At 72.5% G+C, this 12,602-nt stretch carries 9 protein-coding genes and 1 pseudogene; 7 read left to right on the top strand and 3 right to left on the bottom strand.

The window, feature by feature from the left end:
- The first annotated feature begins 6 nt into the window (after positions 1-6).
- The 3 genes from AB0I15_RS54560 (at position 7) to AB0I15_RS54550 (ending at position 2,769) form a co-directional block, all read left to right on the top strand.
- Complete coding sequence (locus AB0I15_RS54560; RefSeq protein ID WP_358115582.1) at positions 7-702, top strand: amidohydrolase family protein; 696 nt, start codon at positions 7-9, stop codon at positions 700-702.
- 82 nt (positions 703-784) lie between these two features.
- Positions 785-1,504, top strand: coding sequence for an amidohydrolase family protein (locus AB0I15_RS54555; protein WP_358115579.1), 720 nt, complete (start codon positions 785-787; stop codon positions 1,502-1,504).
- A complete protein-coding gene (locus AB0I15_RS54550) occupies positions 1,501-2,769 on the top strand; it encodes a DegT/DnrJ/EryC1/StrS family aminotransferase (RefSeq protein WP_358115576.1) in 1,269 nt (422 codons plus the stop codon). The genes AB0I15_RS54555 and AB0I15_RS54550 overlap by 4 nt, the downstream gene beginning before the upstream one ends.
- Positions 2,770-2,827: 58 nt before the next feature.
- Here the strand turns inward: AB0I15_RS54550 and AB0I15_RS54545 are convergent, their stop codons facing one another.
- The 3 genes from AB0I15_RS54545 to AB0I15_RS54535 are packed head-to-tail and all read right to left on the bottom strand — an operon-like array spanning position 2,828 to position 5,958.
- Positions 2,828-3,682: a carbohydrate ABC transporter permease gene (locus AB0I15_RS54545; protein WP_358115573.1), complete on the bottom strand. Its 855-nt coding sequence runs from the start codon at positions 3,680-3,682 to the stop codon at positions 2,828-2,830.
- Positions 3,679-4,665: a sugar ABC transporter permease gene (locus tag AB0I15_RS54540; protein ID WP_358115570.1), complete on the bottom strand. Its 987-nt coding sequence runs from the start codon at positions 4,663-4,665 to the stop codon at positions 3,679-3,681. The genes AB0I15_RS54545 and AB0I15_RS54540 overlap by 4 nt, the downstream gene beginning before the upstream one ends.
- Positions 4,666-4,668: 3 nt before the next feature.
- The gene (locus AB0I15_RS54535; RefSeq protein ID WP_358115567.1) at positions 4,669-5,958 is read right to left on the bottom strand and encodes an extracellular solute-binding protein; all 1,290 of its coding nucleotides are present in this window, start codon (positions 5,956-5,958) and stop codon (positions 4,669-4,671) included.
- Positions 5,959-6,314: 356 nt separating this feature from the next.
- Here AB0I15_RS54535 and pulA point away from each other — a divergent pair, with 356 nt between their 5' ends.
- The 4 genes and pseudogenes from pulA to AB0I15_RS54515 form a co-directional block, all read left to right on the top strand.
- Positions 6,315-8,972 (top strand): pullulanase-type alpha-1,6-glucosidase, encoded by a 2,658-nt coding sequence (gene pulA / locus AB0I15_RS54530; RefSeq protein WP_358115565.1) that lies wholly within the window; start codon positions 6,315-6,317, stop codon positions 8,970-8,972.
- 117 nt (positions 8,973-9,089) lie between these two features.
- Complete coding sequence (locus AB0I15_RS54525; RefSeq protein ID WP_358115562.1) at positions 9,090-9,734, top strand: hypothetical protein; 645 nt, start codon at positions 9,090-9,092, stop codon at positions 9,732-9,734.
- Positions 9,735-9,844: 110 nt separating this feature from the next.
- A complete protein-coding gene (locus tag AB0I15_RS54520; protein WP_358115559.1) occupies positions 9,845-12,148 on the top strand; it encodes a hypothetical protein in 2,304 nt (767 codons plus the stop codon).
- 73 nt (positions 12,149-12,221) lie between these two features.
- Positions 12,222-12,602 (top strand): annotated as a pseudogene (locus AB0I15_RS54515) (hypothetical protein); the annotation flags it as partial.

Genomic DNA, 12,602 nt, shown 5'->3' with positions numbered 1-12,602 from the left:
CGGTCCGTGCCGAAATTCGTCTTGGATGCCCACCGGCTCATCGGTCCCGTCCCCTTCGACGACCTGCCGCAGGACCCACGGCCCGACATGGACCGGCTGGGCATCCACCAGGCTTGCGTGACCCACACCCTCGGCCTCTACTCCGACGTCCGCGCCGGGAACGAGGCCCTGCTCACCCTCACCGACCCCCGGCTCCGCCCGGTGCCCGTCCTGCTCCCGGAGCCGTTCGAACCCGTGCCCCGCTGGGACGTGCCCATGGTCCGGCTCTGCCCGGCCCGGCACCGCTTCGACCTGACCGGCCCCACCGCGCTGCGCTGGCTGGGCGCCGTGGGCGCCACGGGCGTCACGGTGGCGATCGAGCTGGACGAGACCTCGCCGGGGGAGCTGCTCGGCCTGGCCGGGCGGCTGCCCTCGCTGCGCGTCCTGCTGCTCAACCCCGGGTACCGCAGGCTGCGCGCCGTCGGCGAGCTCATGGCCGAGATGCCGAACCTGTGGCTGGAGATCGGCACCGTCAACACGCAGCGCGGGGTCGAGTGGCTGGCGGGGCACGTCGGGGCGGAGCGGCTGGTGTTCGGCACCGGCGCGCCCGTCATGGACGACTGCGGGCCCCGCTTCCTGCTCGACCACCTGGAGCTCCCGGAGGCCGACATCGACCTGATCGCCTCCGGAGGAAGCCTGCTCGACCAGGGAGGTACGCGATGATCGCGCCGCAAGGACGTCGGTCCGGTCGGGGAGGTGCCGCGATCGTTCCGGAAGAACGTCGGTCCGGCCTCGGGGGTGTGTCGTGATCCTGGACGCGCACGGTCACCTCGGGCCGTGGCCCGATTTCCTCATCCCCGACCAGTCGGCCGACGGCATGGTCACCCTCATGGACCGCCTCGGCATCGACGCGATCGGCATCAGCCACCTGCTCGGCGTCGGGCCCAGCGCCGAGGAGGGCAACCGGCTGGCGTTCGCCGCCGCCGAGCGGCACCCCGGCCGGTTCGGGGTCTGGCAGGTCTACAACCCGCACCACCGCAACCGGCTCACGCGCGAAGGCGTCTGGGGCGTCAAGCTCCATCCGGACGTGCACCAGTGCCGCCTCGACGACCGCCGCTACGACCCCGTCTGGGAGCTCGGCCTCCCCGTGCTCGCCCACGGCCAGACCGACTCCCCGTGGAGCGACCCCGAGCAGTTCGCCACCGTGGCAGGTCGGCACCCGGGCGTGCCGCTGCTGCTCGGGCACGCCGGGCTGTGGCCGTACGGGTTCGCCCGCGCGGCCGACCTGGTGGGCGGGCACCCGAACGTCCACCTGGAGATCTGCGGCTCGAAGATGACCGGCCGCTGGATCGCCCGCCTGGCCGCCCTCGTCGGCGCCGACCGTGTCGTCTACGGCTCCGACGCCTGCTTCCTGGACCTGCGGATCGGCTTCGGCCGCGTCGCCCTGGCCCCCCTCGACGACGCCGACCGCGCCCTCATCCAGGGCGGCAACCTCGCCCGCCTGCTGGAAGGACCTCTCGCATGACCCTCGCCATCCACGGCGGCACCCCCGTGCGCGCCACCTCCTGGCCCGAATGGCCGCCGCCCCTCGACGACGCGCAGCGCAAGCTCGTCACCGCCGTGCTGGAGAGCGGCCGGTGGGGCGCCACCCAGGGCGGGTCCACCTGCACGGACCTGACCGAGGCGTTCGCCCGCCGCTCCGGGGTCGCGTACGGGGTGGCGGTCGGCAACGCCACGCTGGGCCTGTTCGCCGCCCTGCGCGGCCTGGGCGTCGGGCCCGGGGACGAGGTGATCGTGCCGGCGTACACGTTCGTCGCCTCGGCCACGGCCGTCCTGCTCGCCGGCGCCACCCCCGTGGTCGCCGACGTGGACGCCGGTGACCTGCACCTGTCGGCCAGGGCGACGGAGGCGGCGATCACCCCGCGCACCGCCGCGATCATGCCGGTGCACCTCGCGGGCAGCCCCGCGGACATGGACGCGCTCAACGCCGTCGCCGCCCGCCACGGCCTGGCCGTGGTCGAAGACGCCGCCCAGGCCCACGGCGCCGTCTACCGGGACCGCCCGGTCGGCGGTCTCGGCGACGCGGGCGTCTACAGCTTCCAGGCGAGCAAGGCGATGACGGCGGGGGAGGGCGGGCTCATCGTCTGCCGCGACGAGGCCGTGCACGAGGCCGTCTGGTCCGTCTGCAACCTTGGCCGCCGGCTCGGCGGCGCCTGGTACGGCCATCCCACCGTCGGCTGGAACCTGCGGCTGACCGAGATCCAGGCCGCGCTCCTGCTGCCCTGGCTGGACCGGCTCGACGAGGAGATCGACCGCAGGAACGCCTTCTGCGCGGCCCTCGAACGCGAACTGGCCACCCTCCCGGCACCCACCCGCCACGACGGCGCGACGGCGTCCTCTCCGGCAGCCACCCGCACCGGCGGCGCGACGGCGTCCTCTTCGATGCCCACCCGCACCGACGGCGGGGGCCGGCCCGTGACGGTGGTTCCGCAGCCGCCCGGGACCACGCGCGACTCGCGGCACCTGCTCATGCTCCGCCTGCACGTCCCCGTCGACCGCGCGTTCCTGCTCGAGGCCATGGCCGCGGAAGGCGTGCCCCTCGACGGCGGCTACCCGCCGCTCGGCACCCTCCCCGCGCTGGTCGAGGCGGGCACCCGCGCGGAGCCCTGCCCGGCCGCCGAGGCGGCCTCCCGCGAGGTCTACTGGGTCCGTCAGTCCATGCTCATGGACGACCCGGCGAACGCCGCCTGCGTCGCCGAGGCCCTGGCCAAGGTCCTGTCGGCCAGGTGAGACGGCGCCGGCGGACGGCGCCGGCCGCGGGATCCGCCGGCGCCGTCCGGCCGGTGGGCTACGACTTGGTGGCGCCGGCGGTGAGGCCGGTGATCAGGTGGCGCTGGACCAGCAGGAACACCGCGCCGGCCGGGATGGCGATGAGCACCGCCGAGGCGGTCATCAGCCCCCAGTCCGACCAGTGCTGGCCGATGAACTGCTGCAACCCCACCCCGAGCGTGCGCTTGTCCTCCTGCGACATGAACACCGTGGCGTAACCCACCTCGCCCCAGGCGGTCATGAAGCAGTAGAAGGCGGTCACCGCGATCCCCGGCCGGGCCAGCGGCAGCACCACCCGCCAGAACACGCCGAACGGGGTGAGCCCGTCGACCATGCCGGCCTGGTCGATCTCCACCGGCACGGTGTCGAAGTAGCTCTTCATCATCCAGGCGCAGAACGGCACCGCGATCGTCATGTACGCGATCACCAGCCCCGGGATCTGGTTCAGCAGCCCCAGCCCGGCCATCAGGTTGTACAGCGGCACGATCAGGATGGCCACCGGGAACATCTGCGTGATCAGCAGCAGCCACATCACGCCCCGGTGCCCGGGGAAGCGGAAGCGGCTGACCGCGTATCCGGTGGTGGCCGCCAGGAACACGCCCAGGATCATGGTCAGCCCGGCCGTCAGCACGCTGTTGAGCAGCCACTGCGGGAACTGCGTGCCGGTCAGCACGCGGGCGTAGTTGTCCAGCGAGGAGTCGTTGAACAACTGCAGCTCGGCCGACAGCCAGCTATCGCGCGGCTTGAGCGAGGTGAGCACCAGCCACACCACCGGGAACAGCGAGATCGCCACCGCCAGCAGCAGCCCGGCGTGCAGGCCGACGGAGGCCAGCGGGCCCCGCTCGCCGCGAGGACGGGTCTTCGTCGCGCTCACCACGGATCTCCTTGACTGCGCAGCGTACGCCGGTAGCCGACCGCGAGCACCACCAGCATGGCCAGGATGAGCACGCCCCAGGCCGCCGAGCCCGAGTAGTTGCGGATCCCGGTGAACGCCTCGCGGAACGCGTACGTGACCAGGATCTCCGTCTCGCTGCCCGGCCCGCCCCGGGTGACCAGGAAGATGATCGGGAACATGTTGAACGTCCAGATCGTGCCGAGCAGGACCACCGTGCCGGACACCTGCCGCAGCCCGGGCAGCGTGATCGACCTGAACCGCTGCCACGGGCTCGCCCCGTCCACCTCGGCGGCCTCGTACAGCTCGGCCGGGATCGACTGCAGCCCGCCGAGCAGGGCGACCATCATGAACGGGACCCCGATCCAGACGTTGACCGCGATCACCGCGATCTTCGCCGTGAGCGGGTCGTCCAGCCAGCCGACGCCGCTCAGCCCGGCCAGCTTGAGGAAGCCGTTGATCACGCCGTAGTCGCTGTTGTAGAGGTAGCGCCAGATGAACGCGGCCACGAACGCCGGCACCGCCCACGGCAGGATCAGCAGCACCCGGTAGAGCGAGCGGAACCGCATCCGGCGGTTGAGCATCACCGCCAGGCCCAGGCCGATGCCGTAGTGCAGGGCGACGCAGGCCGCCGTCCACACCACGGTCCACAGGAGCTTGTCCCAGAACAGGCTGCTGGTCAGGATCTGCAGGTAGTTGTCCAGGCCGACGAACTCGTAGGTGGACGGGATGACGTTCACGCCGATGGTGCGGCCGATGTTCGCCTCCGTCGCGTCCGTCAGCGACAGATAGATCCCGCGCGCCAGCGGCCAGCCGATCAGCACCAGCATCACGACCAGCACCGGCGCGATCATCGCCCACGCGTACCAGTGGGTGGACATGGAGCGCCGCTGCCGCCGCTTGTCATGGCGGCTGCCGCGGGCGGAGTCGCCCGCGGCGGTCACCCGTCCGGTCGAGACCGCCACGGGTCAGCTCCAGTCCTTCATGATCCCGCGGTACTGCTGATCGACCTGCTTGAGCATGTCCGCGGGCGCCGACTTGCCGCCGACGAGCGACTGGTAGCCCTCCAGCAGCGGCTGGAAGAGCTGCCCGCCCTCAGGGATCCACGGGCGCGGCACCGCCGTGTCCATGATCGGCTTGAAGACGGCCACGTCGGCGTTGCCCTTGACGTCCGCGTTGTCGTAGGCGGAGGTGCGGGTGGGCAGGAGGCTGATCTCCTTGGCGATCTTCGCCTGGGCCTCGACCGCGGTCATGAAGCGCACGAACTCGTACGCCGCCGGGATGTTCTTCGACCCCGCGTAGATCGCCAGGTTCCAGCCGCCCGTGGGGGCCGCGGCCTTGACCGAGCCCGCCGGAACCGGCGCGATGCCCAGGTTCGCCTTGTCCTTGAACTCCTTGCCCTGGTAGATCTCCGACAGCGCCCACGGGCCGTTGTAGATCATCGCGGCCTTGCCCTCCTTGAGGGCGGTCATGGCGTTGGCGTAGCTCTCGGTGGTGGCGGGCTTGGGCGCGGCGCCCGAGGTGATCAGGTCGGAGACCGTCTCGACCGCCTTCACGTTGGCGGGCGAGTTCACCACGATCTTCTTGCCGGCCACGTCGAGCAGGTCGCCGCCCTCGCCGTACATGAAGGGCAGCAGGAAGTAGGAGTCGACGTTCAGCGCCAGCCCGGCCGCGCCGGTCTTGGACTTGACGTCGAGGGCGGTCTGCTTCAGCTCCGGGATCGTCTTGGGCGCCTCCTCGTGTCCGGCCTCCTTCAGCAGGCGCTTGTTGTAGATCAGCGCCAGGGTGTCGGTGACCTGCGGCACGGCGTACGTCTTGCCGTTGAACTTCGTGCTGCTCAGCGGCCCCGCCAGGAAGTCCTCGGGCTTGTCCACCGCCCGCGAGCCGTCCAGCGGCTGCAGATAGCCCAGCGACGCGAACTGCGACGTCCACGCCACCTCCGAGCGGATCACGTCGGGCGCTCCCGTGCCGGCCTGCGCGGCCGTCTGGAACTGGTTCTGCGCCTGATCCGACGGCACGTTCACATATTTGACCTTGATCTGCGGATACTTGGCCTCGAACTCCTTGATCAGCGCCTGGAAGGTCGGACCCTCACTGTCCGGGCGCGTCGTGTCCCACCATGTCACCTCGCCACTGATCTTCGACGGATCGGAGACCGACGTGGCCGGGGCGGCGGTCTGCCCGCCACCACCGCCACAGGCGGAAACCGTCAGAGCGCATGCCGCAACGACCGCTGCGGCCGTTAAGAGCCGTCGCATGTCCTTCTCCTCACAGCTCGTCGGAGGTCGGAGTAAGCCGGAGGTTACGCCGACGTGACGCGCATCGGTAGATGGAGGCGTAAGGTTTCTGCAAGTTGTTACATTGATCGACAGGCGGGGCGGCCGGTGGGCCGCTGCCCACTCGGCCAGGCGTTTGCACAGGTCAAAAGCTTAGGTCGGCAGGCCGCCCCTCATTGTGGACCCTTCCCCGGCGCGCGTCTGCTGGCGTGCCCGTGAGGAAGCGGTTTGTGGCCTTTCAGAAATTTCCTGAAAGACTTGCAGGCGTCCGGCCGTTCAGGGACGCTCTGTGCATCACCGCCTCCCGGGACGGGAACGACGACGGCAGGGGAGCGCACGTGCGGGGCGGCCTCGAGGGGGCGAAGAGCCTGAGTCACATCACGCGCAAGAGCGACGACGAGGACCTGCTGCCGCGGGCCGCCACCCCGGTGGCGGACGCCGACCTGAGCAAGGCCAGGGCCCACTGGATCGACCGCGACACGGTGACCTGGCGTGCCGAGCCGGAGGCCCGGCACTTCCTGGCCTTCGGCCCGGAGGGCGACATCACGTATGACGGCGGTGACCTGACCGGTGACCTGCGGCTCATCCGGCTGGTCCCGGGGACGCTGAGCGAGGAGCAACGGCGCGCCTGGCCGCACCTGGCCGGACACCCGGCGTGGAAGGTGGACCCGCGCGACGCCGGCCACGTACGCCGCGCGCTGCGCGCCCAGGTCGTGGCCGTCGAACGGGACGCCTCCGGCGCGCTGCTGGCCGCGACCGGCGTGCAAATCGCCGGCGTGCTCGACGACCTCTACGCGGCCAAGGCCACGGCCGCCACACTGGGCCCCTCGGGCCGGGTGGTCCCCAAGCTGGCGCTGTGGGCGCCGACGGCGCTGAAGGTGGAGCTGGCCCTCTACGGCCCCGGCCGGAGCGTGCACCGGATGCGGCGCGACGACGAGAGCGGCGTGTGGTCGGTGCACGGGCCGCCGTCGTGGATGGGACGCGAGTACACGTACCTGGTCACCGTCTACTCGCCCAAGGCCGGAAAGATCGTGACGAACGAGGTCACCGACCCCTACAGCCTGGCGGTCACCGCCGACGGGGTCCGCAGCCGGCTCGTCAGCCTGGACGCCGCCGCGCACAAGCCGCCCGGCTGGGACCGGCTGGCCAAGCCGCCCGCCGTGCCGCAGGAGCGGGCCTCGATCTACGAGCTGCACGTGCGTGACTTCTCCGCCTCCGACGCGAGCGTGCCGGCCGGGCGGCGGGGCACGTACACGGCCTTCGGCGGCGACTCCGCCGGGATGCGGGAGCTGCGGGCCCTGGCACGTGACGGGCTGACGCACGTGCACCTGCTGCCGGTGTTCGACGTCGCCAGCATCCCCGAGCGCGCGGCCGACAGGACCGAGCCGGACGGCGACCTGGCCGCGCTGCCGCCCGACTCGGAGCGGCAGCAGGAGTGCGTGGCGCGCACGGCCGCCACCGACGCCTTCAACTGGGGCTACGATCCGCTGCACTACACGGTGCCCGAGGGGTCGTACGCGACCGAGCCCGACCGCCGGATCAAGGAGTTCCGCGGCATGGTCGCCGGTCTCAACGAGGCCGGGCTGCGCGTGGTGATGGACGTGGTCTACAACCACACCTCCTCCACCGGCGTGCTCGACCCGATCGTGCCCGGCTACTACCACCGGCTGCTGGACGACGGCACCGTGGCCACCTCCACCTGCTGCGCCAACACCGCGCCCGAGCACGCGATGATGGGCAAGCTCGTCGTGGACTCGGTGCTCACCTGGGCCAGGCAGTACAAGATCGACGGCTTCCGCTTCGACCTCATGGGCCACCACCCGAAGGCGAACCTGCTCGCCGTCCGCCGCGCCCTCGACGGGCTGACCCTCGACAAGGACGGCGTGGACGGCACGTCGATCATCCTGTACGGCGAGGGCTGGAACTTCGGCGAGGTGGCCGACGGGGCCCGGTTCGAGCAGGCCACGCAGGCCAACCTGGCCGGGACCGGCATCGGCACGTTCAACGACCGGCTGCGCGACGCGGTACGCGGCGGCGGCCCCTTCGACGCCGACCCGCGCGTGCAGGGCTTCGGCTCCGGCCTGGCCGGCGCGCCCAACGGCTCCCCGGCCAACGGCACGCCCGAGCAGCAGCGGGCCAGGCTGGCCGGCTACGCCGACCTGATCAGGATCGGGCTGACCGGGAACCTGCGCGACTACGTGCTCCCCTCGGGCCGGAAGGGTTCGGAGATCGACTACAACGGCTCGCCCGCCGGGTACGCCGCCGCGCCGGGGGAGGTGGTGACGTACGTGGACGCGCACGACAACGAGACGCTGTTCGACGCGCTGGCGTACAAGCTGCCGCGGGACACGCCGATGGCCGACCGGGTGCGCATGCAGGCGCTGTCGCTGGCCACGGCGGTGCTGGCGCAGGGGACGATGTTCGTGCACGCGGGCAGCGAGCGGCTGCGCTCGAAGTCGCTCGACCGCAACTCCTACGACTCGGGCGACTGGTTCAACCGGCTGCTGTGGGACTGCTCGGCGGGCAACGGCTTCGGCGCGGGCCTGCCGCCCCGGGCGGACAACGGGCCGAGGTGGCCCTACGCCAGGCCGCTGCTCGCCGACCCCGCGCTCAGGCCCGGCTGCGCGGAGATCGGCGCCGCCCGCGCCAGGTACGGCGAGCTGCTGCGGATCAGGGCCTCGACCCCGGCGTTCGCGCTGGGCTCGCTGACGGAGGTGCAGCGGAGGCTGTCGTTCCCCGGCTCCCCTGAGGGCGTGATCGCCCTGCACGTGGACACGGCGGGCCTCGACCCGCGCTGGACGTCGGTCACGGTCGTCTTCAACGCGACCCCGTCCGAGCAGACGCAGCCGATGCCGGCGCTCGCGGGGCGGGAGGTGGCGCTGCATCCCGTGCAGGCGGCCTCGGACGACCCGGTCGTGCGCGCGTCGGCGTTCGATCCCGCCACCGGCGCACTGACGGTCCCGGCGCGCACGGTGGCGGTATTCGTGCGGTCATAAGTGTCTGACTGTGACCTTTCGGGGTATTCACTTGGATTGAGCGGCACGACGGCGCAGACTGGATGAACGGCGATCGCGTGAAGCAGTGGAGCACCTGTGGACAATCACCTTGATCACATGCCGGTCCTGTCCCGTGGCAGGCATCGCAACCCCAAACGTGGCGCCTGCTTCATGGAGCTGGCCTCCTACCTGGCCGGGGAACGCTGGAGCGACCATCCGGCCTGCACCCATCCGTTGCTGGCGGCCCTGGCCCGGCTCGTCAACGACAACATCGGCGACCAGAGCCGGGCCAAGCTCGTCCGGCTCGTCCCGTCCATCATCGGCCTGGCCAGCGACGACCTGCGGGTGGACGCGCGGATAGCGCTGCGCTGCGCAACAATGGCGCTGCCCGTGGCGGCGGCCGAGCGCCAGCTCGCGCTGGCGGTGTCGGTGCTGGCGGCCGAGGAGATGCTGGCCAGGCTCGAGGGAGCGCCGTCGGGACGGCTCAGCGAACGGAGCCTGCGGGCGATGCGGGAGGTCCCGCACGCCGCCGAGCAGGCCAGGCGCTTCAGCCGGGCCGCCCGGATCACGGAAAAGGGCTTCCGCCGCTACGCCGCCCCCAACGCGGTGCAGCTCGCGGTGGTGGGGATCGTGCAGGCGTGCATCGCCGACCCGGACACGCTGCTGCGCAGGCTGCTGGAGGAGGCGATCGCCGACTGCGAGGCCGTGATCCACGGCACGGAGACGGCCGCCCCCGAGGTCGTCACCCCGGTCCACGCCTGACCACTTTTCACCCCGGCCCCGGCCCGGTTTCAGGCATGTCCGCAACCCTTTCCGATGAGTAATCGAACAATCACTGTACGCGACCACGTCCAGCGTCCGATCCTGAGGTCATGGACGGATTCATCGACGAGACCTGCGGCGGTGTGACCGAGCTGCGCGTGCACGGGGTCTCCGGCACGCCCCCGGCCGGCATCCTCAACCATCCCTGCCCCAGGCTCGTCGCCGGCGACGGCACCACCGGGTTCTACCGGCGCTGGTGGGCGGGCGGCCGCCCGGCGGGCGACGAGCCGGACGTGCCGGGCGTCCGCCGCCGGGAGGCGTACGCGTGGGGCAACCTCACCTCCGGCGGCCGGACGATCGCGCTGTGGCTGCTCCTGCTGCCGTTCTCGCTGGCCAACCTGTCCTACTTCATGCTGCCCCGCCCCGCGGGCGGGACCCGGCTGCGGCACGCGACCGAAGCCGCGCAGCGGCTGTTCGCCCTGCTGCTCACCGGGACGCTCGTCGGCGCCGTCACCCTGGCCTGCGTGGATCTCATCGGCTGGCAGTGCACCGCCGCCGGGCGGGCCTGCGCCCTCGACACGGCCCCGGTCTGGGTGCGCTGGCTGGGGCAGCTCTGGGGCGGCGAGCCGTCGAAGCGGCTGGCGGTCACGGCGCTGGCGCCGCTGCTGGTCGTCGTGGTGCTGTGGTGGATCGCCCGCCACACGTGGCGGCGGGACGAGCGGATGGTGCCGCCCGGCGGCGGGCCCCAATCCAGGTCCCAGCCTGGGTCCGCATCCGGGTCCGCATCCGGGTCCGCATCCGGGTCCGGGTCCGGGTCCGGGTCCGGGCCGCTGCTGGGGCGGGGGCGGCTGTGGCACGGCGGCGCGCCGGTGTGGCGGCTGCGGGTCGTGCACGTGGCCTTCTCGATCGGCTCCATCGGCCTGGCCGTGTCCGCGCCCTTCGCCGGCACCTCCGCCGGGCTGGCGCTGACCCTGGCCAACGCGGGCGTGCAGGTGGCCGCCGTGGTGCTGGTGACGCTGCCGTCGATCGCCCGGCGGATCGACCCGCACACGGGGGAACGGACGCCGGGCGGGCTCACGTTCGCCTGCCGGGCGCTGCGGGCGACCGCGCCGCTGGTCTTCCTCGCCACGTTCGGCGCGGCGCTCGCGGGCCTGCCGGGGAGCGCGAACCCGCCGCTGCGGCTGCCCGGGATCGGCATTGGAGCGTTCCAGTTCGTGCTGACCATCGGGATCGGGGTGTTCATCCTGGTGGCCACCTGCGTGCTGGCCCGGATGGAGCGGCGGCAGCGGCCGGGGGAGCGGCGGGCGCTGGGCGGGGTGGCGGCCTGGTTCACGTTGATGGTGGCGGCGGGCGGCGTCAACGTGCTGGCGCTCGGCGTACTGTTCTGGACCGCCACCTTCTTCGGCGTCCCCGGCACCTCCGCCGACCGTGAGCCGCCCGGCAGGAGGCTCTTCCTCGACGACCCCGTCTGGTGGACGGCGGCCCTGGCGCCGCTGCTGGTGCTGGGGCTGGCCGTCGTGGCCGGCGTGCTGTACCTGGGCAGCCGGGGCGAGGCGGCCCGGCTGGCGCCGGAGCTGAAGGCGTACTACGGGCAGCGGGACGACGCCGAGGTGGTCGCGGGCAGGTGGGCGCTGGCCGCGCTCACCGACCGGGCCGGCTTCGTGATGGCGGTGCTCACCGGGATCGGGGTGGCCGGGTTCGCCGCCGTCACCGTGATCTACGCGCTGCGGCTGCTCACCCCGGACGGGGGGATCGCCGGGCTGCTCGCCTCCGTGGGGAGCTGGGCCATGACGGCGATCATCATCGGGCTGGCCCTGCTCGGGCGGCGGACGTACAGCGACTCGCGGCTGCGCAGGACGATCGGGATCCTGTGGGACGTCTCCACCTTCTGGCCCCGGGCCATCCACCCGCTGTCGCCGCCCTGCTACACCGAGCGGGTCGTCCCCGAGCTGATGTCGCGGGTCGGCACGCTCGCCCGGAACGAGCGCGACCAGGTCGTGCTGTCCGGGCACAGCCAGGGGAGCGTCATCCTCGCCGCCCTGGCCCTGCAACTCCGGCCGGAGCTGCGCGGGCGGGCCCGGCTGCTCACCCACGGGTCGCCGCTGCGCCGCCTGTACGCGCCCTTCTTCCCCGCCTACTTCGGCGGGGAAGGGCTGGCGGCCGTGCGGGACGCGGTGGCCTGGAGCAACCTCTACCGGCTGAGCGATCCGATCGGCGGATCGGTGTTCCGGCGGGTCGACCCCTTCACCTGCGAGCCCGACGGGCAGGACGTGGTCGACCGGTTCTGCTGGGACCCGCGGCCGCCCGCTCCCGGGGAGGCGCTGCCGGAGACGCGCTGGCACTCCGGCTACTGGCTCGAGAGCGCCTACGAGGAGGAGCTGGCCCGGTTGATCGCCGTGAAGCCCGCCGCCTGAGCGGCCCGGCCGGTAGGGTGTCCCGCGTTCCTGGTCGATCGCCACGTCCGAATGGGGGCCGCCGGTGAGGTGGGTGCTGCTACTGCTGGCGGTGTTGGGGGTGTGCTCACCCGCTCTGCCCGCCCAGGCGGACGAGACGGCCGGGCGGGTGGCGTTCATCGGGGTGACGGGCCTGCTGTGGGCCGATCTCAACGCGCGTGACACGCCGCGCATGTGGGAGCTGGCCGGGCGGAGCGGGATCGGGTCCGTGTCGGTCAAGGCCGTCGGCACCGTGACGTGCCCCTACGACGGGTGGCTGACCGTGGCGTCCGGGGTGCGCTCGGCCGTGGGGCGGCGGTGCGGGCTGCCGCCCGAGCCGATGTCGTCGAGGCGCTGCTGGACCCGCAGGCTGAGGGAGGGGTCGAGGCGCGGCTGGACGGGATCGCGGCGCGGGAGCTGTCCCCGGTCGAGTACC

This window comes from Nonomuraea sp. NPDC050643 (assembly GCF_040654715.1).
GTDB lineage: Bacteria > Actinomycetota > Actinomycetes > Streptosporangiales > Streptosporangiaceae > Nonomuraea.
Note: the sequence above shows the minus strand (reverse complement) of the source record. Positions and strands in the feature narration are given on the sequence as shown.